The 25,328-nt window shown below is 44.0% G+C and carries 21 protein-coding genes and 1 riboswitch; of the genes, 1 reads left to right on the top strand and 20 read right to left on the bottom strand.

Annotation, left to right across the window (positions count from 1 at the left end):
* From P22_RS07350 to P22_RS07320, 7 genes are all read right to left on the bottom strand, one after another.
* On the bottom strand, positions 1–243 hold a 243-nt coding region (locus P22_RS07350; protein ID WP_054259582.1), incomplete at its 3' end, for a hypothetical protein.
* A 258-nt stretch (positions 244–501) separates the two neighbouring features.
* A complete protein-coding gene (locus tag P22_RS07345) occupies positions 502–1,329 on the bottom strand; it encodes a class II fructose-bisphosphate aldolase (RefSeq protein WP_054259581.1) in 828 nt (275 codons plus the stop codon).
* The gene (locus P22_RS07340) at positions 1,326–2,876 is read right to left on the bottom strand and encodes an FGGY-family carbohydrate kinase (protein ID WP_054259580.1); all 1,551 of its coding nucleotides are present in this window, start codon (positions 2,874–2,876) and stop codon (positions 1,326–1,328) included. The genes P22_RS07345 and P22_RS07340 overlap by 4 nt, the downstream gene beginning before the upstream one ends.
* Positions 2,848–4,212 (bottom strand): PTS galactitol transporter subunit IIC, encoded by a 1,365-nt coding sequence (locus P22_RS07335; RefSeq protein WP_054259579.1) that lies wholly within the window; start codon positions 4,210–4,212, stop codon positions 2,848–2,850. Before P22_RS07335 ends, P22_RS07340 begins: the two co-directional genes overlap by 29 nt.
* A complete protein-coding gene (locus P22_RS07330; RefSeq protein WP_054259578.1) occupies positions 4,212–4,502 on the bottom strand; it encodes a PTS sugar transporter subunit IIB in 291 nt (96 codons plus the stop codon). The genes P22_RS07335 and P22_RS07330 overlap by 1 nt, the downstream gene beginning before the upstream one ends.
* A 55-nt stretch (positions 4,503–4,557) precedes the next feature.
* Positions 4,558–5,031, bottom strand: coding sequence for a PTS sugar transporter subunit IIA (locus P22_RS07325; RefSeq protein ID WP_054259577.1), 474 nt, complete (start codon positions 5,029–5,031; stop codon positions 4,558–4,560).
* 44 nt (positions 5,032–5,075) lie between these two features.
* Positions 5,076–5,474 carry a PTS glucitol/sorbitol transporter subunit IIA gene (locus P22_RS07320; protein ID WP_054259576.1) on the bottom strand — a complete coding sequence of 133 codons (399 nt, stop codon included), beginning with the start codon at positions 5,472–5,474 and terminating at the stop codon, positions 5,076–5,078.
* 300 nt (positions 5,475–5,774) lie between these two features.
* Between P22_RS07320 and P22_RS07315 the strand changes: the two genes are divergently transcribed.
* Positions 5,775–5,996: a helix-turn-helix domain-containing protein gene (locus tag P22_RS07315; RefSeq protein WP_054259575.1), complete on the top strand. Its 222-nt coding sequence runs from the start codon at positions 5,775–5,777 to the stop codon at positions 5,994–5,996.
* 418 nt (positions 5,997–6,414) lie between these two features.
* On the opposite strand, the gene P22_RS07310 is transcribed toward P22_RS07315, so the two are convergent.
* From P22_RS07310 to P22_RS07250, 13 genes are all read right to left on the bottom strand, one after another.
* Positions 6,415–7,254 carry a DNA adenine methylase gene (locus P22_RS07310; protein ID WP_054259574.1) on the bottom strand — a complete coding sequence of 280 codons (840 nt, stop codon included), beginning with the start codon at positions 7,252–7,254 and terminating at the stop codon, positions 6,415–6,417.
* A 3-nt stretch (positions 7,255–7,257) separates the two neighbouring features.
* The gene (locus tag P22_RS07305; protein WP_054259573.1) at positions 7,258–12,462 is read right to left on the bottom strand and encodes a DEAD/DEAH box helicase; all 5,205 of its coding nucleotides are present in this window, start codon (positions 12,460–12,462) and stop codon (positions 7,258–7,260) included.
* Entirely contained in the window at positions 12,455–13,513 is a 1,059-nt protein-coding gene (locus P22_RS07300) for a hypothetical protein (RefSeq protein WP_235814583.1), read from the bottom strand. The genes P22_RS07305 and P22_RS07300 overlap by 8 nt, the downstream gene beginning before the upstream one ends.
* The gene (locus tag P22_RS07295) at positions 13,471–15,054 is read right to left on the bottom strand and encodes a coiled-coil domain-containing protein (RefSeq protein WP_054259571.1); all 1,584 of its coding nucleotides are present in this window, start codon (positions 15,052–15,054) and stop codon (positions 13,471–13,473) included. Before P22_RS07295 ends, P22_RS07300 begins: the two co-directional genes overlap by 43 nt.
* Positions 15,051–16,481, bottom strand: coding sequence for a hypothetical protein (locus P22_RS07290; RefSeq protein WP_054259570.1), 1,431 nt, complete (start codon positions 16,479–16,481; stop codon positions 15,051–15,053). The genes P22_RS07295 and P22_RS07290 overlap by 4 nt, the downstream gene beginning before the upstream one ends.
* A gap of 75 nt (positions 16,482–16,556) precedes the next feature.
* Complete coding sequence (locus tag P22_RS07285; RefSeq protein WP_054259569.1) at positions 16,557–16,790, bottom strand: hypothetical protein; 234 nt, start codon at positions 16,788–16,790, stop codon at positions 16,557–16,559.
* Positions 16,791–16,820: 30 nt separating this feature from the next.
* Positions 16,821–17,375 (bottom strand): macro domain-containing protein, encoded by a 555-nt coding sequence (locus tag P22_RS07280; RefSeq protein ID WP_054259568.1) that lies wholly within the window; start codon positions 17,373–17,375, stop codon positions 16,821–16,823.
* 464 nt (positions 17,376–17,839) lie between these two features.
* Complete coding sequence (locus P22_RS07275) at positions 17,840–18,220, bottom strand: VOC family protein (RefSeq protein ID WP_054259567.1); 381 nt, start codon at positions 18,218–18,220, stop codon at positions 17,840–17,842.
* Positions 18,221–18,386: 166 nt separating this feature from the next.
* Positions 18,387–19,151 carry an ABC transporter ATP-binding protein gene (locus P22_RS07270; RefSeq protein ID WP_054259566.1) on the bottom strand — a complete coding sequence of 255 codons (765 nt, stop codon included), beginning with the start codon at positions 19,149–19,151 and terminating at the stop codon, positions 18,387–18,389.
* Positions 19,148–20,179, bottom strand: coding sequence for a FecCD family ABC transporter permease (locus P22_RS07265; protein ID WP_054259565.1), 1,032 nt, complete (start codon positions 20,177–20,179; stop codon positions 19,148–19,150). The genes P22_RS07270 and P22_RS07265 overlap by 4 nt, the downstream gene beginning before the upstream one ends.
* Positions 20,176–21,174, bottom strand: coding sequence for an ABC transporter substrate-binding protein (locus P22_RS07260; RefSeq protein WP_054259564.1), 999 nt, complete (start codon positions 21,172–21,174; stop codon positions 20,176–20,178). Before P22_RS07260 ends, P22_RS07265 begins: the two co-directional genes overlap by 4 nt.
* Before the next feature lie 81 nt (positions 21,175–21,255).
* A complete protein-coding gene (locus tag P22_RS07255; protein WP_054259563.1) occupies positions 21,256–23,436 on the bottom strand; it encodes a TonB-dependent receptor in 2,181 nt (726 codons plus the stop codon).
* 182 nt (positions 23,437–23,618) lie between these two features.
* Positions 23,619–23,791, bottom strand: a riboswitch (cobalamin riboswitch).
* 109 nt (positions 23,792–23,900) lie between these two features.
* Entirely contained in the window at positions 23,901–25,286 is a 1,386-nt protein-coding gene (locus tag P22_RS07250) for a cytosine permease (protein ID WP_054259562.1), read from the bottom strand.
* Between the last annotated feature and the right edge of the window lie 42 nt (positions 25,287–25,328).

The following is a 25,328-nucleotide window of genomic DNA, read 5'->3' as shown; positions in this document are numbered from 1 at the left end:
TTCCGGCAGGGAGGTATCTTCGGCAACGGTCTGTCCGGCCTGGAAGAAGGTATCTTTTTGCTGCTGCCGGTTCTGACGTTCCTGGGTTTCCTGCTGCGTCCGGCGTCTTAGTTCTTCCCGGTCCAGTTGATCGTCGGGCTGGGCAAAGATTAGGTTGGTAGGTAAAAGAGAGAATACAATGAGTGCGGCCATGGTTAGGTACTTTTTGAGATGGTTACTCTTGTTTAAGGTATTGGGGTGCATCCTGAGGCTCCTTTGCTGTATGTAACGCCGGCATGTTATTACTAATAGATAGATCTCAGCAAATTATTTCATTATTTACCGCTATTTTACATTAATTTTGTAAACTCCTTTGAAAAAATTGAAATTCCTTCCTTATTTCTAAAGAAATTCAAATCAATTGTGATATTTTTACAAAAAAACGTGCTATCTCCAACGGAAATAGCACAACTAATGAAACTGACCCCTGCTTCGCAAGAAGAGGGGTCATCGTCTGTAGCACTAATTCAGTATCAGTAACTTATCCATCACAACCTGTTTAATCGCCCGCACTTCCGCTTTGGTCACCGAAACGATATCGTATTCACCCGGATTGGCGATATACCGTTCACCCACCGACCGGATCAACGCGTTTTTTAGTTCGCTGGAAAAATTCACTTTTCTGACTCCATATTCCTTAAACTGCCGCACTATTTCTTGGGAAATACCGGAACCGCCATGAATGACCAGGGGCGTAGCCGTCAGGGTTTTCAGTTCCTGCAGGATCTGCAGGTTGATCGCAACATCCTTTCGCAGGCCATGTACATTACCGATGGAGACCGCCAGCAAATCGCAATTCGTCTTTTCACAAAAGTCGGCGGCCACCCGTGGATCGGTATAACCATGCTCTTCTACCTGCAGATCATCTTCCTTCCCGCTGATCACCCCCAGTTCGGCCTCCACCGGAATATCCCGTTCATGGCAGTAGCTCACGACCTTGCGGGTCAATTCCACATTATCTTCGTAGCTAAGCTGCGAACCGTCGATCATGATCGAATGAAACCCGGCCTCCACCGCCCGCTTTACCTCTTCAAAACTTCGGCCATGATCGAGGTGCAAAGCCAGGGGAACCGCCGCCTTTTTCGCCAGGGAGTGAAATATGGCTGAAATGGTTTCATAGCCGGACAGCTCCACGCTGCCAGGACTGATCTGCACCAGTGCCGGATAGCCGGTCTCCTCCGCACCCTCGATAATCGCTTTGGTTACTTCCAGATTGTGCGTATTAAAAGCGCCAAGAACCTGTCCGGCCTTGTTGCTGTCAAATAACAGCCGGTACGCTGAAACGATCACCGTTCTTTCCTCCTTTCCCTTTGTTCCAGCTCTATTTTTAACTGAGAGGCGGGAACATACAGTTGTTCATATTTTTCCTGCAAATAGCCGTTCTGTTTCCAATCAGGCTCGTACACCCGGACTTTCCGATTAAGTTTCTTAATGAAAGCTTCGTCGACATAGCCTGCCTTATAGGCCGCCAGCAGGGCCGCGCCCCTGGCCACCGCCTCATTCACATCGTACGCTTCTACGCTGCACCCAAGAACATCCGCCTTATACTGCAGCCACAGCGGGTTATGTACCGCCGATCCGATCACCTTCACCGCCGGTACAGAGCCGGGATGCATAAGCTCCCTGAGCGCCTTCAGTTCAAAACACACCCCTTCCAGTACCGCCCGGGCTACATCATAACAGCCGGTGGTATCCTCCAAACCGTACAGCAAGCCCCTGGCCTGCACATTCCTAAGCGGCGGTCCGCTGCCTCGCAGATGAGGGATAAACAGCAAATCGTTTTTTATCCTTCTGCCAAGCCCATGCCATATCCTCTCCCAAGATTTCTCGTTGGCAAAGAACATTTCCTTCAGCCACTGAAAGCACAACCCGGCTGCCGGCAGCGATCCGAACAACGTGGTATAGGCGTCCAGCACATACAAACCATGAGAAAGCTTATGGGAACAATGCCGCTCCTCCACTTTGGCTCCCCCGCCGGACAGTGCGAGGAGCCCTTCCGTCGTCCCTGTGGAGTTGAGCAGACTGTCACTGCTGGTCAGGCCAATCCCGAAGGCACCGCACATATGATCATGACCGGCAATAGAGACCCCCGTTTCATACTCTACCTGAAATTCCCTTTTCAGTTCCGGCCTTACCGTACCGATCGCCTGCCCGCTGGGTACCAAGTCCGGCAACATACTTTTCTCGATGTTCAATTTGTCCAGCAGGGTTTCGCTCCACTGTCTCTGCCGCAGATCGAGCAGCATCGTCCGCGAGGCCAGCGTCGGCTCGCTGTGGATTTCCCCCGTCAGCTTATAGGCAATATACCCTGCCAGACTAACCCACCGGCACGGCCTGTCCACCCCGGCATGCTCCTTCAGCCACAGGATCTTATAGGCACTGTAATTGCTGTGGGCATTCAGGCCGCAGATGCCGTATAGCTCCTGTTCACTGATACGGTCTTTGTTTTTTCTTACCTGCTCTTCCGTCCGGGTATCAAACCAGGCAATTACCGGACCGATGGCCTCCCCCTTGTCATCCACCAGCACACCGGACTCGCCCACACTGGCAATCGCGATGTGGACAATACGACCTTGGCCGGACAATCTGGAAAACATTCCTGCCAGGACCTTTTTCAAGGTATGCCAGATGTCGTCCAGCAAAAAATCGGTCTGTTTGCCGCAGGTCACTTGCGGCGTGGTAAACCGCTCGCAAGCCGCCTCGGAAAAGTCCCGGACATCATAGGCGCACACTTTGCAGTTGGTAGAGCCGATATCCACGCCGATAAAGTACTCTGTTTTCCCGGCAGCGCCACACGCCTGGAAACGGCTACAGGGATTCGCCGGATGACTGCCCATTTGTCTTTACCCCTTTGATCAGCCAATATAACAGGCCAAGAATGACCGGAATCAGCACCAGCGCCAGCACATTCATTTCAAACATTTTCAGCAGCCAGTACCGGAACAAATTCCCCCCGTCCAGAAAACTGGAGATTTGGCCTGTATAACCGTCAGGAAATTTGAAATTAATGCTTTTGGCAATGCCGGTAATCAGCGGCGCCACGTTGCTGGCAACCAGCAAGTCACCAATGATGATCGGGATGCCGATGATGATTGACCGGACCACATTACCCCTGGTTGCCAGTACCACCATCGAAATCATGACCGCCAGATTAGCCAGGTCCCCCAGCGGCAGCGTCCGGTTTCCCGGAACCACCATAGCCAGCACCACGGCCACCGGCGTCAACAGCAGCGCCGTGGAAATGACCGCCGGATTGCCGATCGCCACCGCGATATCCAGCCCGATATACAAATCCGTCCGGTTCGGATATTTTTTCTTCAGGAAGGCTTTAATCGCATCCGACAGCGGCATCAGCCCTTCCATCAGAATCCTGACCATTCTGGGCAGGATCAGCATGACCGCCCCCAGGTTGATGCCCAGATTCAGCACACCTTTCACGTCATAGCCTGCCAGCACGCCCAGCAGCAACCCCAGAATCAGCCCGATCATCAGCGGTTCCCCGAATACGCCGAACCGCTTCTGGATGGTTTCGGGATCGGCATGCAGGGACTTAAGGCCGGGAATGCTGTCAATGATCCGGTCACCCAACAGGCCGATCGGATAATACACGACCGAAGATAAGGTGGGCAGGGAAATCCCCGGCAGGTTAAAATACTCCTGTACCAGCGGCGCCGACCAGTCGGCCAGCTTGATAATGACGATGGCGGTAATGCCCGAGGCAACCATCCCCAGCAGGAAGCTGTCCGTCGCACTGTATACCAGCGCCCCGGCAAACGCGAAATGCCAGTAGTTCCAGATGTCGATGTCGATCGTCTTGGTCAGGTTAAAAGTCAGCATGACGATATTGATTACAACCGTCAACACAATCACAAACGGCGCAATGGGAGCCGCCCAGGTAATCGCGGCCAAAGGCGGCCACCCCAGATCCAGGACGGGCAGATTGATGCCGCTATGTTTTACCAGCGCCTGTGAGGCAGGGCCTAAATTATCCACTAAAATACCGAATATGGCATAAATACCGACAAACCCCATGCCGATCGTCACCGCCGAGCGTAACGCCCGGGAAACCTTGATCTGAAAAGCCATCGCCAGCAAAAAAACGACAATCGGCAGCATGACCGTAGGCCCAAACCCCAACACATATTGAACAATACCTAATAAATCCTGACCCATCACGCATCCCCCTTCAGCAGTCCGGCTATCGAAGCCAGCAGTTCTTCCTCACCGAAACCGGTAATCAACGGCAAGGCATTGACTACCTTGGTTTTAATCTGATACGGCACATTCGTCGTCGAAACAATCAAATCCGCCTCCCCTTCCAGCGAAGGCAGCGAGGCCACATTGCACTGCTTGTACTCGAACTCAATCCCCTGGCTTTTGCAATACTCAACGATTTTTTCGGCTGCTGCGGTGGAAGTGGCTATCCCGGTGGCACAAACAAAAAGGACCTTCTTTTTGTCCATCATAACGCTCCTTTCCAAATTTCACGGATGTCGTACTTACAAAACAGATAAGACCCTAATCCAAAAAGCTTTGCAGCTTGTTTCTGATCTCTTCCCGGCTGGTACTATGCCTGATGAACGCCAGGGCTTCCCCGTCTCTGATCAGCCGGGTGATGTTCTGCAGCATATTAATTTGTTTATTCGCCTGGGTCAACGCCAGCAGAAACACCATCTGCACCTCTACCTCCGTCGTCTCAGCACCCATTTGATAAAACACGACCGGATGCGCAAGAATCCCCACGGCAATCGCAGCCTGCCGGACATAGGCAGGGTCAGTATGCGGGATGGCAATGCCAAACTGTCCGGCGGGAATGCCGGTGGGAAAATGCATTTCCCGTTTCAGCAAGGCATCGTAATGCCCATCGGTTACAAAGCCCTGTTCTTTTAATGAATCGGACAAGACTTTCAGCACTTCATAGCGGTCCTGCTGCGGCATACCGATGTGAATAGATTCCAGGGTAAGCAAAGAATCTTTAGCCAACCTGTTCATAGGAACTTTCTTTCACCTCTTTTCGCCAAGATCTAAACTTAACGCTAAACTTTAGTCCCGGATTGTCCAGCCCCGCCTTCCCCCTCCCGCTCAATCCCAAAAGTCTCCCCTGCCGTCACCGTCAGGGGTGTGCCTCCGCTAAGATGGATACTGCCTGACCAACCGGCCACCGGCGCACTGTCAAAGCGCAGCGATACATTGCCCCATTGCTTTAGATTCTCACTGGCGTCCGGACTAACGGCAGTAATCGGATAGCGCCGGTCGCCGAGCAGCAGGATATCGCCAACCCGTATAGGTGACCCCAGTACCGCCGGAGAAAGAATCAGGTAGTAATCCCGCAGAGACTCCGGGGCCTGGGGATAGTAGGTAATCAACAGATCTCCCCCAAGAAAGGCTAGGGCCTTGGACCCGACGGAACGGATTGTGGTCCGGTAAATATCCATAACCAACCTCCCGTACATAACCGGATAGTTTACGAAATTTGGTAAATACGGTATAATAAAATCGTGTTCTTATGTTATTGCGTGCCTCATTTTGGGCACAGGAAACCAGGCAGTATCCCGCTTGCCGGCTGACGATACTGCTTCTCTTTGCTCACCTCACTTTCGGGGGTTATTGGGAAAGCCGTATTGCTAGACACCACCTCCTCTATTTAAAAAGTGCAATTTTAATACACTTTTATTTTATTATAGTGCATTTAAATTGCACGGTCAAGATATTTTATTTGAAATGAGTGTGATTTTATGCCTACTTTTGGTGAACGCCTAAATTATTTGCGAAAAGCAAATAAACTAAAAGCCGAAGAACTAGCTGACATTGTAGGAGTCAAACGTCGAATTATATTTTTGTATGAAAAGAATGAATCAAAACCGAGCTATGACGTTCTTATCGCACTAGCCAATTATTTTAATGTGTCTTTAGATTACCTAGTTGGTTTTTCGGATAATCCCAGAAGAAATAAGTAACCAACCAAGGAGTATCTTTATATTTTCACGGTAAGCGTCAAAAAATCCGTCACCGCTTGACTTTCGTCAAGGCGACGGATTTTTTAACGCTTCATGAAAAAAGTTTCATTACAATACAAAAATGCAAATATCAAAACTGCTGTCGCTGATCTGTCTGGTTGTTGATCTCCTGTAGTATGGTAAAAAGCCACACACATCCGATTGCAAACGCTGTACGGAATAAATATATGCTCCTTGATGTCAGATCGTTGTAGGTTCATTCTGCACTATCTATTTTTTGTTAATTCTGCCAACATAAACTACGTGGCAAAATATACAGATACTCATTTTTTCAATAACTAAGACCTGTCCCTCAGAATCCACTTCGGTCATTGTCCATACTTCTGTTGATATCAACATTCATGCAACTCGAACAACTTCACCAAACAAACGAATCCTCTGGAATATTCGTAATAACCAATTCCTTCCCCCGAACACTGACTCTGGCGTTATGCTGAATATCGTACCCAGTTACAAAGTACTGTTTATAGATATCTCGTATTAGTTCGCAGTCATCATAAGTAATAATCCAAGGAATACCCCCTAGATGTTCAGTTATTACCTGTTCAAGATTTCTATGGTCAGGCTCTTTGAAGTAGTTTGTATAAAGTCGACTCCCCTTAACAACATATGGAGGGTCAATATTGAAAAATGCAGTATTGTTTTGAAATTCTAAACGGTTAATAATCAAATCACTTGCATCGCAGTTATATAGCAAAATGCGATTTCTCAGCAAAGCAATATCCTCGATTTTCTTTTTTATCTCTTCCTTATTGAACCGGCAATCCAGTTTATATGTGCCGCTCTGCGTTACTCCGCCAATTGGACCACCGTTAATAACGCCAGAAAAATTCACACGATTTAAAAACAATGTTGCGAAGCCATCGCTTAAAGCATCTGCATCACTGTCTTTGTACACGGCCTTTTGTTTTTCTCGCTCATCAATAGTGATGGGCGTATCGGTAATTTTTTTAAGTAAGTCATCTGTGCTATAAAGTACTGAATGCCAAAAGTGATAAATATGGGAATCGAAATCATTCAAGACAGCAGACTGCACAATATTGTCACACAACAAACCAATCCCTATGCCAAATCCACCTGCAAAAGGCTCAACATAAGTTCTATTTCCCAGCGCATTAGTTTCAATAAGAGTTTTAACCTTCTCGTATATTTTTGATTTGCCGCCCGGATAGCGAAGCGGCGAAAGTGCTTTAGCCATTATCTACCTCTCGCTTATTAAGTTTCTGTATGTCATAAATGCGTTGGGCAACCAATCCGACAAATCATAAGGATTTAGGAAAATCCTCGTGCTTGTGTTTTCTGGTTTCTTCAGAATAGCAGGAATAACTTCAAATCCAATTTGAAGATTAGGCTGGGGAGTGTCTCTGTCTTCTGAAATGAGTTTTTGCAATGGGCCAAGTAACGCTTGTTGCTCGCCGTTGTCGTATTCATCGGGTAACTGTCCAAATTGAGCATAGTTGAGAAGTTGCAAACCTAAATGCCTGTCAAACAATAGGTGATTCCTCTGATTCCAGAAATTATCAAGACAGTTTTTGCAGGTTCGTGAACACTCACACTCTGATAAAATTATTCTGGCGCGTTCAAGTACCTTATCAAAAATTGAGCCAATTAACGATGAATAACCAGCACCGCTGGTGAGGTTATCATAAAAAAACATTTCTATATGAGAGTCACCATCGAACTTAATCCTTGGCCGCCATCCTCCGCTTATCTCATTGTAATCTATATCCAGCACAAGCGAAACAGCTTTTTTAATTGCTTCGTGTAGTGTTGTCACTGCCGCCCGAAGAATGCTCTTTTCTTCTGCATTTTTGTTTCCAACAAGTATTGCGGAATCATAGGAAATGTCCAACATAAACATGTCCGTTAAAAATTCATATCCTAAAAAGATATTAGTATCCACCATACCTTCATGACGACATAAAAGATTGTTATCGTGATAGGGCTGTGAAAATGAAAAATCCCCATTGTTCTTATCATCTGCAACCTCAGCGCCTCCACACTTTTTACAGATATTAAAACCGTTCTTACTTTTACCCATATTAACAGTTAAAACTTTTCTATCAGAAAGATTGACATAACGGATATTGCTATGACCGAATTTATCCATTTTCGTGTCTTCTGGAACGTAGGAATAGTAGGGTGCCTCTGCATAGGTATACTGCTCATCCTCATCTTCGAATTTAACCGCATCCCCTCTAACCGGAGAAAATCCCCATGGGCGCAGCATTTTTTTGTGGTCAATTGGCGCACCGCAATATGGGCACTGCATCGTTGAAAAATCCTCTTGCCCAATGCCAAACCAGTTGCATTCAGAACAGATGTAAATGTCATTATAGTAATCTTTGTTCTTGAAATAGTACTCAGCTTGGTTTTTCTCAAAGCCTCTTGGGCGGGGATTAGCGTAAATGCCTCCGCATTTATATATTTTTTTATCAATTGTAACAAACCTACCGGGCGCATACTCGCTAAGCGCTACAGCGAGATCTCTTTCGGGAGCATATTCGATATCACGAGGAGCATTTTTGCCCCGTTCAGATTCTTTCTCCACGAAAAATCTTACAACATTCTTTGGAAATGAATATGACGGTATGAATCCTTCACGATAGAAGACATCAAAAGCCGATGTCTCTTTGTCATTGTTAATAAACTCATTGCGCTTACCTTCAGCTAAAACGCTTTGGCTTATTTCTCGGAATTGAGAAATAGTAATATCGGTTGGCAAGTCCATAGATTCAGCGTAAACAACAAAGTTTTCGCCGAATTTTTCACAGAACGATATTATGCCAATGTCAACAATACCGTCGAATTGGGTTTTCATATCCGGAGTCGACATGAAACCGTTCAACGCCAGCATGTTTATATGACGCTGCCTGATTTTGGAATTGTCACGGTCTATCCAAGGTTTACGCGGAGAACCAGAGATCATTTCATCGGGATGCAAAAAGTAGTGGCTATCGTGCGTTCCTCCGGAAGCATATGTAACGATAGTAGAGATACCGGCATTTTTACGCCCCGCGCGCCCTGCACGTTGTTGATAGTTTTCTCTCATGGGTGGTATGTTACGAAGCCCAACGGCAGTTAACGAACCAATATCAATACCAACCTCCATAGTTGTCGTACAACTCAATACATCGATGGATTCCTCGCCGATTTCTCCTGCGTTAATGTCTTGGAAGCGCATTTCATATTTTTCTGTACGGCTCCAAGTATCGCTTTTAGTTTCTTTATGGGATAATTGTGCTGTGTGTTCCTCGGTGTCAATCGTGTGGATAGTTTCGAGTTTTTTCAAGGCGTTGATAACCGGTATTCGCCAAAAGTCAAAGCGCGACAAATCCGTTTCATCAATCGGCACTAAATCGGTTGAGTCAAAGCAGGCACCGCAATAATCCCCAATTTTATATGGAGATAATTTTCCGCATTTAACGCAGCGATACCACGTGAAATCTTTATCGGTGAACTCGATTTTCACTGCGGCTAATTTAATATAGTAACGGTTGCTAGATGAGGAAGCAAAAAATAAGTCTCGCACTTTATCTAAGATTTTTGCAATATTATCAAGATTTAATAGCCCTTGGATTCGCTGGATAAGCCCTTTGTCCAATTTGTTTGAAAAATTGAAGTCCAACCCAAACGTCGGGCTTTTGCTTCGTCCGGGCAGACCTTTTCGAACATCATCTGGAATTGTTTCCCCAAGAGCAGCGCTTTCATCCATAACATCCCAGAATAATAGCACAAGCAATTGATAAAGGACATCTTTATCAACGATTAAGCCGTCATCCTCTAAATCATATACGCAATCGTCAAGAACAGAAGATACAGGAGCTACAAAGCCAATACCGATATCTTTAAATGAACGAGGGCTTTCTGTAAAGAAAGTTAATAACTGCTCGTAGTAGTCATCCGGCAGAGTTTGGTACTCCGCAGCTATTGTCGTATAGTCAATGGTTCTTCCGCGCCGTTCAGCTCTGCCTTTTTTATCCTTGAACAGGCGCTTGTCGTTTTCAAACTTCTCTTTGCTTTTGCCACTGAAAAAAGCAAGGTTGTTTTGTATGCAAACATCCAAAAATGCCGGATATAGGTCGGATAAAGAATGCTCTCTACCATCAACCTGCAAAAGAAGCGACGCGAGCATAACTGTCTGCCGAAAAGCATCCGCATCAGATGATTTTGACAAGTCCAATGCAAGTTTTGCTGCGTTTTGCCGAGAATCCGAGAACAGCAATACCTTTTTTCCTTGATTGATCAGTTCTGACTTGGCAGGTTGCAATTCAAATTGAGTCTTTGTCAGGTTATAGAATGGGATGTTGCCCTTAGTGGCTAAGTCAACCGGCTTTTTAAGCGGCATAGGTTTCTTGCACTTTGGGCAAACGCTAAAAGTGTATGATTGTTTCTTACCATCGAAGTTATCGTTGTATATGACGGTTAGCAGATTTTCATCGTTTTGAGGCGACGTATATAGTTTGCCTGTTAAGGGGTCAAGCGCACCGATCTTGTCGTTCTTCCCCTTATGATAGTTCTTGGGAACTACATAGAGAAGCATTTCATTAAGCGAATTAGCATCACCGTTCAAGCCACGTTCAGGGAAGACATACCAATATGGTTGTCCATCATTTTTTTGAAGATAAACCTTTAGATATAAAGCCCCGCATTTTATATGATTAACAAGTTCATAAATCCTGCCGCCACACTCGCACTTATATTTGGGGATAGAGATAACCTTACCCAAAGGGAGCTTTTCGCTTTCAGAATACTTCGCACAGGTGCATTTCGGATTAGAACATGCATAAAGACCCTGCAACCCGCGTAAAAACATATGAAGTCGCACTGGAAATAGGATATTTCCATTCTTTGCGGCAAGGGAAACCAATGCCAATAAAGCGTCAAGCGCTTTTTCGGCATTCGCACTGTCCCCAAACAGCGTTTTCTTAATCTCGCTATATGATTTTGCACCATCACGGCATAGTTTGTTCAGCAAAACAAACGCTTGATATTTCGGAAGATTATCGTAGAGCCACTCTTGAGCTTGAGCCTTACTAATGTCGTTTGGCAAGCTATAACGAAAAACAGCTTTGGCAAAATCCTTAATTCTGGCGGTTACACCATCACCTTGCACTTGGTCAGAGCCAATCGACGCCAGCGCATCAATATCCGTTTTTACCTCCAATTCATCTGGGCTCTCCTCCTTTGTACCGAATAAAAATTCACAACAAGTCGGCTCTTTCCCCGTAAGACCAGAGTAAAAATCGTCTATCGCTTTTTTTTCGTCCGGCGGCATACTTGCGGTTGTAAGGATAAACTGAACCCTATTGGCTGTAATCCCCAGGCGATGGAACAGTCTCACCAATAATAGCGCAATTTCTCCACCAGCAGAGCCACGGTACATATGCGCTTCATCCAAAACGATGAGGAGTTTATTGGCTCCAGATTCGTTAAGCCATTGCTTTGTTTTGTCCCATATGTTTGCTTCACGTTGGCGCATAAGCATATACTCCAACATGGAATAGTTTGTAATCAAAATATCCGGCGGACATTCCTGCATCTCGAATCGAGTTATGAGTTCAGCATCATACGGAGTTGGCTTATGGATGTTCTTTCCCAAGTTTTCGATAAAAACTTGCAGTCCGTTTTCACCAAATCTGGCCGGGTATTTGTTGATTTTCTTGAGCCCTTTTACATTGTTGCTTTGTCGCTGTTTTGTTTTGGGATCGGCGTTTTCATCTATCAAATAATTTTCGCGGAATGTATTCGCCAATTCACGGCTGCTAGCTGGTTTTGCGTCGCCAGAATAAGGCGTTCTTCCAGTATACATTCCGAAATGCGGAATGCGCGTAGCGTGTGTATCCGTCGTGAAAATTTCTCGAAAATTATCGCTTCCAATGATTTTTCTGAATCTGGCGAGTTGGTCAGACACAAGGGCGTTCATAGGATAAATGATTAGGGTTCGCACCGCCTCGTTTTTGAAATCAGTAGGACGGTTTTTAGCCTCATCAAAGCACTTGGCTATAATTGGCCAAAGAAAGCATTCTGTTTTACCAGAACCAGTACCAGTGGAAACAAACAAATCTCTCCCAGATAAAAAATACTCCAGCGATTTAACTTGGTGTTCAAACGGATCGGAAAATATGCCGAGTTTCTCTTGAACAAGCTTCAATAACGATTCTTTTATGCTCTGTTCAATGTGCTGCGAGTTTTTAATTCCATCGGATATTTTTTTATAGGACGCCGAAGTTTCAATGTAAGGCTCGCGGGCAATATTGGTATACTCAGAGCAACGTTCTCCCAGGATGTCATCGACATAAAGGAGTAAGGTTTCACTATTGGCTAAGTAATCCGATTTTATGTAGTTCTTCAATCTATCACGGATTGCCTGATAGTATTGTTGAACTCCGTTTAAGTTACGCATTTGCATTTCCTCCTTTAACGTCAATGCCAATATTTCTTAGGGTAGCTGTTACTTCTGCAACAAAGCAATTTTTGACTAAAAAGTTAACTTTGTCAATAGCGTGATTTACTGGCCAAGACAAAAGCAGCAAATAATAGTATTCTCGGTTTGGTAAATGCCCGTCAATTTTTATTTCAGAGTATTTGCTATCCTTCTTTACAACTTTTGCCTTCAAGGGATTACCATAGTGCGCTTTGAGCGCATAATATAACCTTCTGTATTCATAAGATATTAAGCTATCGTTTTGTGGTCCTATAGGTTCTTCAGCGAACAACAGTAAGGTATCAGATTCACGCATCACTCTGTAAAACGGACCCATCTCACTTTTTCGGGCCATTGAACAATCTGTCTCCATTTTCTTTGACCAAGATAATGAAGGAACATTATTCGATAGAGGATTGAAAAATTCCAGTTCATCAATGTTTATGTCTCTTTCATAAAAATCTATAATGTCAAATTGTGATTGAAAGTATTCTTCGTATGTTAAGGTGTCTCTAATTAAAAACTCTCGTGCAGTAAACTTGTATAATGTGGGAGTTGAAAATACGCCAAGCCCATTCACGGTAAAAGCCATATTGGGAACACCAAAAAACAGAGATGTATCTCCGATTGTAATGCTTCGCCCGAAATTAGCTAAACGATTCCGATTATTATCATCAGTTAAAAGATAGCCCGTTTCTTCGTATACCCGCCGTATGTGAACAGCTAGGTTCGCCTGCTGATTATTGGCGCTAATAAATCTATTAGCAACGCTGGGAAATAGTTCTGAATAGCGCTGTAGCAATTCATTTAACACGATTGTCTGATTGTGTTTGGTTGTCCCTACGATTCCACCTGACAAATTCTGAGCTGTTCGGAGGCACCACTGCCCTAATGCCGAATAACAAAGTCTGAAGATGAATGAGTCATCAGATTCGTTCTGATAACGGCTAATGCCCATATCAGTTGACATAGCAGTTAAGAACTCATTCATAGCGCAAACCACTCCATAAACAGTTTTTTGTATTTGCATCTTCCGGTATCTCCGGCATATTTGAGTAACCGCTCGGATGTATTATATGGGGCAATCTGCAATACGTCCGCACAGTATGGCAAAACATCAAATGCAAGCAATCGGCATAAATCTTGTTCGTCAAATACTGCAGCGCATTTTTGCTCAACCAGGCTTTGAGGGAAGTCTAATTCTCGCAACACTTCTCTTAATAAATTAGAATGCCAATTTTCTTCGCTTGACCACTGAGGCTCAAAATCGACTTCCACAATCGTTGACGGGTCTTCGGTTAAAACTGCGTTAACGGTTAACGCCTTGATTCGATTGACATTGAAATAATAGCAATAACACAAAAACTCCTTTGATATGTAATGGATTGTTCTATCATAAGCAACGGTCAAAAAGATGATTTTATCTTTATGTTTTTCAAACAAAGGCAGCAATTCTGTTTCGTTGAAATTCCCAAGAAAGTTATCCAAACAAACAATACGCCCACCCAAAGATAAGAACCGGCTAACTTCTTCATTCGAAATATCCTTGTTAAAAACAAGTGTTTTAACCGTTATTTGTCCAATTAGTGTGTTTGCAACACAATTCATAACATTGATGCCTGTTAAGCGATTAATAAGTATAGGAACACCCTGAAAGAGGATTTTACTTAAATGCGCGTTCAATAGAGCATAATATGCGACATCAGACGCACCGATACTTTTAAGATTGTAACCCAGATATTCTTTGAACTCTTCAATATCGCTAGGGCATTTCGGTGCCTTTATTGATTGCTGTTCATTTAATTTGGCAGTTTGCTGTCTTTCTAACTCCTCCCGTATTTGTTCTTCGAGTTGGTTACAGCTGCCTTTGGTTTCGTCCAACTCTATTCTTAGCCCTTTAATTGCCTTCTCATAAGTTATTATTTCATTTTCGAGAGACTCGATTTTTTGCTTATCCTTCGTAGCGGCAATCCTAAGTCCTTCAAGGTCAGTAAGTTTGATTTTGAGAGCGTCAATCTCCGATAACCGCATATTTAGCTTAGCTTTAGTTCTGTCCAAATCTAATTTTGCCGAATTGAGTTCAGTATGGAGATTCCTAATATCAGAATCCTTAGCTTTCAATTCTTTACTTAATCTGTCTTGTTCGTCAGTTACTTCTTTGATAGATTTTATAGCCGCACTCATTAACGATATGTATTCTTCAGAATATTCTTCATTGATAAGTTTGAAGTACAGACCAACGTTCTCGGAGAAAAAACTGGATGGTAATGTGTTTAAGAAAGCAACATCTTTTGTGTCACCATCTTTAATTCTATTATTATAGTGGTCTTTTATCTGAGAAAGCCAATCACTAATATGTTTCTCAATGAAATATGAAATAAAGGGTTTGCTGCTAAAATCGAAGAGCAGTTCACTTGCCACATCTTTTGAAATCGTCTTAACTCGAAATCCCGGACGAATTTTTGCAAACTCCTTTGGTTTTTTTGAAAAATAAGCTATCGTGTCCTGATAAGGCACAACTAAGCAAATATAGCGTAATTCATCTTCGGTTAGTTGAGAAAGGTAATTCATAGCAACTCCTCCATGATAAATTGTTTTGCGACCGAGTTGATATAACCCGAAACGCTACATTTATCAATGTATTGAGAAGCAGTATTGTTCAGTGCAAGCAACATAAACTGGTTAAGGTCAAGTTTTTCCGTTCGCTTGCAGTGCATGAGAATGTCTTCAAGCAATTTTTCATTAACCAATTCCTTTTGACGACACAGATAAATAATGCGAGTAGGATAGTTGCTCTCATACCGTTTAATCACGCTTTCCGGTGTCAAATAAACAACCTGTCCGTTTTTCAAAGAACCAACTCCCGAACGGTTGAAAAGAAACCAGGAGCCATTATCAGGAATAGTGAAACTAACTTTTGCAGTTTCAGATGTAGAAATCTGATTATAAGCATAAATAGGCGACTCGCCCTTATCAATAACAATCTCCGCATTTTTCTTGCATATTTTGGTTCTTTTCTTAACCAATACTCTTGAAATATCGTAATTTACCTCCAAAATATCCGTCGAATGAACATTAATGTTTCCATGTGCTTGTAACGCAAAACTCGTAAATAAAAAAACTTTGTTTGAAGTTACCATACTAACATCATCAATCACTGGCGCAGGTGGCCACAGTGGTGTAATCGTTTCAGATGCCTCTAATTGGTAACCCCAATTATTTAACAGCCTATCTATTTCATCTGTCTTTTTTGGTATTGATAAAGTCATACCTAAGAACTTTAAGCCCATCGTTTCGAAACAAAATGTCTCATTTACCTGCATCTCATCAGGAAAGCGACTAATTTGTGGAGTTAAATCTTTATTCTGGAATATAACGAAATATTGAACATTATTAAACAAAACCGTACTGCGTACTAATTTGGCTTTAAAATCGCTATCGTTACCTTGTACCTTGAAAAAGGTAGGCGTATTTCCAAACCTAAAAAAATCATATTTCCGTTTTGTGCCATTAAGAGTATTGGCTAAATAATAGCAAAACGAGAATTTGTTCAAGGAAATCATTGTGGGAACATCGGGTGCAAAATAAAGGGTGTTTATCGGTATAGTATAGAACGGTGGCTCTGATTCGTCAGTTCTAATCTCGAAATCAACATTCTGCTGCTCGTAGTGTTGAATTCCCACTGCGCTGAAACAGAGTCCCAAACAAAACGTCTTGTTGCTATTTTTATAATAGAACTCTACTCTTTCACGATTGCTTTTTCTTGAACGAGAATCTATACTTATCGCTCCATATTGCCCAAGATAGTTTTCGCATGCAACATCATTGTTTCCGTTACGATGCTTGAAATGAGGCACCCTGCTGGTGCTGTTGGGAGCGGCGACATGTACCTCTTCTCCGCAGCAGGCACACTCGTAACGATACGGCTCAAACCCGCCACTTTTTGCAGCTAACGCAGATACCTCAGATTGAAGAACAGTATCATAGGCTATTCTCATTTCTTTGAAGTTCTCCTTCGTCAGAATATTTATAAATCAACATCATTATAACTTTTTCGGTATAAAAGTTATTTTTCAATTCTCTCTTTGCACAAACTTTCCCATGTTACGTGAAAATACAACTTGACTTTCAACAGGCAAAGTAAGTCCTTCCGTTAATATTGACCAATTAATTTCTGCTTTATATACGCAAAAACTATATAGATTAGCTGAAATAATCGCAAGAACCTTACCATCAGCGGCAAATAATTCCTTTTGAATTAAAATTGCACGGGAACTCTTATCAGCCGATACATACCCCTTTTCCATTAAAGGCTGCAGTATTTATAGAAATTAGAATTACAGTTCTAATAATTCTTCACTAAACTTTTTCCCCACCTGCAAAAATATCTGATAAGTCTCATTATCAAAATTACACATGATAATATGCTCAAGACCTACTTCATCTTGTTGTAAAAATCGGTATGCAGTTTTTATCAGTATTTCAGCGCAATCTTTTTTCGGGAAACCAAAAATGCCACTTGATACTGCCGGTATGGAAACAGACTTCAAATTATATAGCTCAGCTAACGTAAGAACGCTCATAATGGCCTTCCTTAATTTTTCGTGCTCTTTCCCTTCTCCCCACCGTGGTCCGACCGTGTGTATCACAAACTTGCAAGACAAGTTTCCTGCATCGGTAATGACGGCTTTACCGACAGGTACTGATCCAATCTTTTTAATAATATCGTTGCTTTGTTTTTGAATTTCCGCTCCGCCTTTAACGGATATGGCCCGTGCCGCACCACCGCCGTGCTGCAATTTTGAATTGGCGGGATTCACAATCGCGTCGGTGCTTTCCGCAGTGATATCGCCCTGTTTAATAATAATGGTTTTCTTGCCAATTTTAATCACTATTCATCGCCCTCACTTTATGACAAAAATAGCAATACTTAATAGAAAAAACACAATGTATTGGAAATTCCTATGAATATTTTACCAATTCTCTGGTACAGGACTAAAGTCCTGCACTTTTCGCCCTAAAATCCCCAAAACTTACAAAAAATTCATTGGAAAATTCGTAAATCCGTAACTATCTCGATGAAAAGACAAAAAAGGTCGTACAAAAACGGCCCTGTTAAGAAAACTTTATCAAAGGATATCTTCAGATTTATCAATAACCCCAAAAAAGAGGCAACTAGCATAAAAAACAAGCGATCAAACCGGATATGATTTGATCGCTTGTTTTTATTAAAGTGAGCTACAAAAAGTCTTACAGCTAAACCGAACCGTAAAGCTTTACTTATTTTAAATGGAGTAATAGTGAAAAAAAGATTTTATGGATCAATTATAGATTGTCCATGACTCATATCGGCATATCAAGCCATATTATCTTCGGCGCAAAGGCAAAACGGATGTCCGGCAGGATCTATCATGGTAACAAACTCACTACCTCCAAATTGTGATGTTGCCTTAATAGCGCCGAGAGACTTAGCATATTTAACTGCTGCTGCAACATTCGGCACCTGAAAATCGAAATGCATTTGTTTTTGCTGCTTTTCTTTTTCTTCCGGCCAGATAGGTGGAACATAATTCTCTTCTTCGATAAATAGAAATACAATTCCATTTTCGTTGCATAATGCGGGACGACCAAACATTTTGCGTTTTTCCCATCCAAGTAATTTATAGTAGAATTCACATAGCTTGGTTTCATCATCGCAGTCAACCATAATATTACCTAAGCATATTCCCTGAATCATCGAAATCCCTCCCGGCATATCTTCTTTAAATCAATCCCTATGAATATTTTACCAATTATTTAGTATAGGACTAAAGTCCTGCACTCCTCACCCTAAAATCCCCAAAATTTACAAAAAATTCAATGGAGAAGCGAGAGGCAACCCCTTTTGTGCTATAAACACTCCATCATGGCCGCTGATATAAAACATGAAATTGATTATTCTCCCTATCGTTTACGATTCTGGCCTTAACGCCAAACAAGCTGTTGATGAATTCCGGGGTCAACACGTCTTCCACTGTTCCCATGGTGATGATCCTTCCCTCTTCTATTGCTAGCAACCGGTCACAATATAAAGCCGCGATATTTAGATCGTGAATTGCTGCCATCACTGTACAATGGAGCTTTTTAATCATCTCCATCAGCTGCAGTTGATATTTTATATCCAAATGATTTGTCGGTTCGTCTAAAATCAGGCACTTCGTCTGTTGCGTCAGCGCCCTGGCTACAATTACCCGTTGCTGTTCGCCGCCGGACAATGTGGAGAAGTTCCGCTTTTCCATTCCCGTCATTCCCACCAGAGCCAACGAGTTTTTTACGATTTCATAGTCGGCGGCGGTATCCGAATCGAGCATTTTTTTATACGGAGCGCGTCCCATCAGGACGATATCTTCCACGCTGAATTCAAAATCATAACTGTTATGCTGCCCCACCACAGCTAATCTTAACGCGGCTTCCTTCAATTTCAGGTCTTTTAAATACAGATCATCAACTGTAATGATTCCCGCATCCGGTTTTAACACGTTGTATATGCACTTCAGCAAGGTGCTTTTGCCGCTGCCGTTCGGGCCTATGATCCCGATAAACTCCCGCTTATTGACCTGAAACGAAATATCCTGCAGCACCTGTTTATCGCCAAGCTGTAATGATACGCCTTCAACCGTTACCTTCATTTTCCGCCCCCAAAGCTGTACGACTTTTTGACCATTAGATAAACAAAACACGGAGCGCCGACTAACGATATAATAATCCCCACCGGAATTTCCGTTTTGGGAATCAGGCTCCTGCAGATCCCGTCCGCCGCCACCATTAAAATGGCTCCGGTTACTGCCGATAACGGAATAACATATTTATGATTTGTGCCGCTTACCGCCCGAACCATATGAGGAACCAGCAAGCCGACAAAACCAATCATTCCCGCAGCATATACGATAAACCCTACCATGATGGAACTGATCAGCAGATAAAATTGGCGATAGCTGCGCAAGTCGGTGCCCAGCGTTATCGCGGCAGCGTCACCCAGCAGCATTAAGTTCAATACTCTACTTTGTGACCAGAAAAAAGCAATGCCGCAAACCATTAGGGGTATGATCACCATGAGTTCATCCCATTTTGCCCCGGAAAAGCTTCCCATGAGCCAAAAGGCGATCGTTTGTATGCCCTCTTTATTATTCGAAAAATAAACGATAAAACTGGAAAAAGACGAGCATACCGCACTTAAAGCCATGCCTGACAACAACAATTTTACCGAATTCGCCGGACTTCCGATATTCGCTATTCCCAATACAAGAATCGAAACGGCAAACGCTCCGGCAAAGGCGCATATACCAACAGCATTCCCGCCCAGAAAAATTCCGGCCCCTAATAATATCGCCATTGTCGCTCCCAGCGAGGCTCCTGCTGAGATTCCCATGATATACGGGTCCGCCAGCGAATTTTTGACTATCGCCTGCATGATGACGCCGCAGACAGCCAGACCCGCTCCGGCGAATACCGCCAGTATCAGCCGGGGCAGCCGCAGCAGCCAGATGATGTCATGCACAGGCCCGTGAGGTTCTGTTCCCCGGACTTCCGATAATAAAGCACTCCATATTTTTTCTGCCGGAAGACTAACCGATCCTATATGCAACGCACAAAACATGGCGATGAACAGTACAACGCACAAAAAAGCAAATAACACCCATATACTTTTTACCCTCATTCTGCTTTCTTCTCCCCGTAAAGCTCCGGATGCAAGCCCCGAGCCAATAGCTTTATGCCGTCAATGGTTCTGGTGGCGCTCCCATACACACAGTAAAGCGGTACCACCTGCACCCGTTTATTTTTTATCGCCGCTACTCCCTGCAAGGCATCATTTCCGGTTAGTTTATCTACTAAAAAATCATGATCCTTATAATAGTCTTCTGACACAACCAGGAATATCACCTCCGGATTAATTTCAATTAACCGCTCATAGCTTATCGTGTCTTCTGCATCTGCCAGTTCACCATTGACTTTGTTCAGAATATCCCCTGCCAAGGTGTTTTGGCCATACGAGCGGATATCCTTTCCCAGAAATTCCAGTATCAATGCCCTTGGTTTGGGTTTATCCCGCGTCCCGGCACGGACTCTGGCAATCTCTTGCTGCATTTGGGCCACAATTTGGTTGGCCCGCTCTTCCCGGGAAAATATCCGGCCCAAATCCAAGATATAGCGATATTCATCCTCTATCCTTTTTTCTTGTTTAAAGCCGCAGGACGACTCCGCCATATAGGTATTGACACCCCGGCTGTGCCAGAAATCCGTTGTCTTAATTGATTTTTCCGTAAAAGTGGATGACCAGCCTAAAATAAAATCCGGTTCCAGCATAAGAATATTTTCGCAGTCCAGGTTTTGCGGACTCACAATCGGGAGCGCTCGGTAATCTGCCCGGTATTCTTCTTTAATGCAATCGGCATCCGGCACGCCGATGGCCGCCACAATGCGGTCCTTCAGTTCCAGGGCCAGCAACGTTTCCACCGAGTTTTGCCATACAGCCACCACCCTGCGGGGAGCTGCTGTGAAATAGATATTTTCCTGCTGCTGCCGGGAGTTATAGTTGCTTACCACGACACCGTTTTTTCCCGCTTCCTGCGTTATCCTGCCGGTATTACTGGCGCAGCCTGTCAGCAACTGAGTGATAACCAGCAAATAAAACCCATATTTTAAAAATTCCATGCTTACTACCTGCCTGTCAAAAAAATAGCAGAAAGGGCGTCATTAAGGCTGCCCTTTCTTAGGTACCGGCAACGCCATCCATCAAAAGGTATAATTAACCCCCAGCATAAAATTACGTCCCGGCTGCGGGAAAGCGCCTGTCCCATAGGCAGAAATGGATTTGGTCTCATAGGCCGTATTGAGTACATTATTCATTTTGAAATATACTTTTGTCTGACTGGTTAGTTTGTAATTAACGCCGATGTCAACAATCCCAAAGCGGTTATCCGTAAAATAGGTTTTGTCGCAGCCCGAATACACCGTATAGGCTAAATCGCCCGACCATTTTCCTTTATCATAGCCAAGGTCAAGCTGATATACATTTTTCGGCCGGAATGCATTAATCAGTTGTTCGGCACTGGTTCCGTCCGGATTGATCGTAGTGCGTTTCGTATGATAATTTTCATCAACGTAAGCATACGATGCGGTTAGATTCCAAATCGTATCAAAGGCATGCGTATATCCCGTATTAAACGCTTTCTTTTTACGCGACGCATTGACCGCTTTGGTTTCCCAGCCGTCATCGGTCGAATTGCGAATGGAATAGCGGGCAATCGCATTACTCATATCGGTAACCCCATAGCTGATATTCAGCGAATCTTTATTGCTTAACGTTTTGTGGGTGCCAATCGTCCAGGAGGTTCCTTTTTCGTCTTCCAACGGGTCGCTTGCCGACTGGCGCGAATAGTCTAGCCCGCTTACCGGCTTAAATATCTGCGCCCAGGAGAAGTATACATCGGTGCTGTCATTCGCCTGATAATTGGCAAACGACGAAAAAGTCAGCCGGTTGGTGGCATCACCAAAAGAACTGGTCGTTACTCCCGTGCTGTATTTCGTGTTGTTATAGCTGGTACTGCCGTAACGGGTGTAATTGAGCCCCGGCGTAAACGTAAATTTGTCACTCACCTTTATTTTATCCTGAGAAAATAGTCTTAAAGAATCACGGTCTGAGTCATATCTTCTCGATGAGGTAGTCCCTTCATATTCGCTATGCCTATAATCAATGCCCGAGGTAACACTATGGTTATCCAACTGCCTGCCGACCTGCAATACCGCACCTTTTACCGTTTCGATATCCGTATGCAAATTCCCTGAGGCTTTTGCCGCTGCCCAGTCATCTTCCGTAAGATCAGGATACTGCGTGCCCCACAAATCGGAATAATCGGCAGTATTATACCAGCGATAGTTTTTGTATACACGGATAAAGCTTTCCAAGTAATTATCCTGATCTTTTTCAAACGTATATTTTAAATCAACGTCATTGGACTTCGTTTCTGTATAGGAACCAAGCCAGGCATCATATAGGAACCAGTTGCGGTATCCCGGCGAAGTCGATGTTGTGCTAAGCGTTCCGTTATATAAACGATCAATGTTTGCATAGTCTGCGGCGGTGATCGGATAATGCGCTTTTTCGTAGGTATGGGAGAATGAAAAATTCAAGCTATGATTAGCGTCAAAATTCTTTTCGATATTGACCGAACCATTTTCATCCCGATAACCGGTATTGTAATATTGCTGCGTGCTGTCGGTATACGCATCCTTATATTTTGAATCCTTACTCATCTGGCGTCCTATAGCCATAAAATATTTTAATGAACCGTCATCGCTCGAACCGGAATGCGTCAGGGAGTAATTGTGCCGTCCCCAGGAACCGCTCTCCAGCGTTAGCGTGGTAGTCGGCTGTTGCGCCCCTTTACGCGTGATGATATTGATGACGCCGCCTGCCGCATCGGCGCCATAGATTGCCGAGCCGCTTCCTTTGATAACTTCGATCCTTTCCACGTTATCTATGCCGGTAATCGTGCTCAAATTCACCTTTGATTTATTGCCGGCATAAGACATGACGTCATTATCGATCCTCCTGCCGTCGACGAGAATCACAATATTATTTTCGCCATTAATGCTGACCTCCGTATTATAATTTGCATAGCCATATTCGCCGCCCCGGTATCCTGGTGTGGCAACCTGTACACCGGGGATCTTTTTTATCGCTTCTTCAATCGTGGTATAGTTATGTTTTTCAATGTCTTCACGCGTAACAACATTGACATCGCCGCCGGTAATATTGGGATTTCCTGCTTCTTTTGTTTTGCTGGCCGTTACCACCACTTCATCTAACCGGTATTCCTCCGCATTTGCCATTACGGTAGTGCTCAACATCAGCGCACTGCAAATCACGGACGTAAGCATTACCTTTCTGTTCGTTTTTCTTGACTTGTTCACACAGCATCTCCCCATCTACTTGTTTTTAATATATGCAAAATAGTACCGTGCAAAGAAAAGCAACTTCCCTGATTTCCCCCAAAGGAGAAATAGAAAAGTTGCTTTATGACAAACAGGAAAAACGAATAGACCGGTTAAAAACCGATTTAGAAATTAATCCCCTTCCCATCGCTCGCAGGTATAACGGTGATTTTCAAACAGGCAGATCTTCTGGCTCTGGTTCTTCGCTTGATTACGCCTTCCCGATTGCTCAGTGACATATTGTAATCCGCTCCCCATTACAGCGGCGGGACCGCATCGGCATTTCACCGATTTCCCTATTAAGCCTTTCGGCACCTGTTCATCATGAAGTTTTCATTTATTTTGCATAATATCTGTTTTCATTTTAGTTTGCATGATAAAATATGTCAATACTGTGAACAAATCTAAACATATTTAGAACTTTTGCACTATGTTCTTCGTGCTTATTCATTCCGGCTTTTAGCGGCGAAATAATAGATCACACCGGTAAGCAGCATTGCCGGATAAGTGGCCCCGATGGTTTCTACACATATGGAAACCTCCCGCAAGAATAGGAAAGAAACAACGCCAATTAACCAAACAAGGATAGCCCGCCAATTAAAACCACCGGTAAACCAATAGCGCCCATCCTTTTGATCAACATCGGAGACCGTGTACTGCCTGGCATTTACAAGATAATAATTAACGATTACAATCGCAAAAACCGGGCCAAACACCATGCCAATATAGTCCAGGAACAGAATAAAGGAATGCAAAAAGCTTCCTATAAATAATGGTATCGTAGTAACAATGGCCGCAATCAACGTTACCGCCCATAAGGCCGGAAGAGCTTTCACTTTTGCAGTCATATTGGTCAAAGAAATTCCCGCCGCCATTAAATTGATGGCGTTGGCGGTGGTGCTGGTAATAATAATAACTAAAAATGCCACGATTCCCAAACCCAGCTTGCTTACAATGCCGCTGGGGTCGGAATTATTCGGGTCATAGTTCCCGGTCGAAATCGCAACTCCGATGGTAACCACACTGCCAATCAGTGTAAACCAGAACAGTCCGATATTAGCGCCAATCATGGGTATCCAGGTAGCTGAGGTTTTCGTTTTACAATAGCGGGTAAATTCGGCAATGGCCGGCACCCAGCCCAGGCTGAAGGCCGCCATGATATCCATGGCCGATCCAAACGGAAGCACTTTATCCGCCGGAGGTTTCCAGGCCAGGATTTGACTTAAAGACACCTGTTGAAAAACCACCACCGTTTCCCAGACAGCCAGTAAAAGAACCAGCCCGACACCGATGCGTTCCACGAGCTTCACCGAATTATGGCCGGCGGCAATAGAAATAAGATGCAATACGCTCATAATCACAATGCCTGCTAACATGGTGCTATTGCCGCCCGGTTCGCCGAGAGCCGGCCAGCCAAACAATTCCTTTAGCACAAAACTTACCGAAATTGCCGCAATATAGGTATTCACCGCTGTCCAGCCGATGAATTGGGTGGTGTTTAACAAGGAAGGCAGGAAACTGCCTTTGATTCCAAAGGTAAACCGGGTGAGGGCCATTGTCGAAACACCTACTTTAAACCCGATAAACCCTACAAGTGCCATAATGATGTAGGCAATAGGGTTTGCCAGGGCCGTCACATATAGCGACGGTATGAAGCAGGTAGCGGCAATCACACCGCCGACGTACCAGGTTCCGTTGTTGGCATTGGCCCCAATCCAGGTGGCAAACATATCCCAAGAATCCATATTGCGGTCCTGCATCGCAACAGGTTCAACCGCACTGTACTCTTTCGCCGGCGGCGTGGAAAAACTAGTGTTCACTTCACTCATACAAATAAAACCTCCCATAGTAACATAATCATTAAGAAAGTC

Source organism: Propionispora sp. 2/2-37, assembly GCF_001298735.1.
Classification (GTDB): Bacteria; Bacillota; Negativicutes; order Propionisporales; family Propionisporaceae; genus Propionispora.
This window is presented reverse-complemented; position numbering and strand designations above follow the sequence as displayed.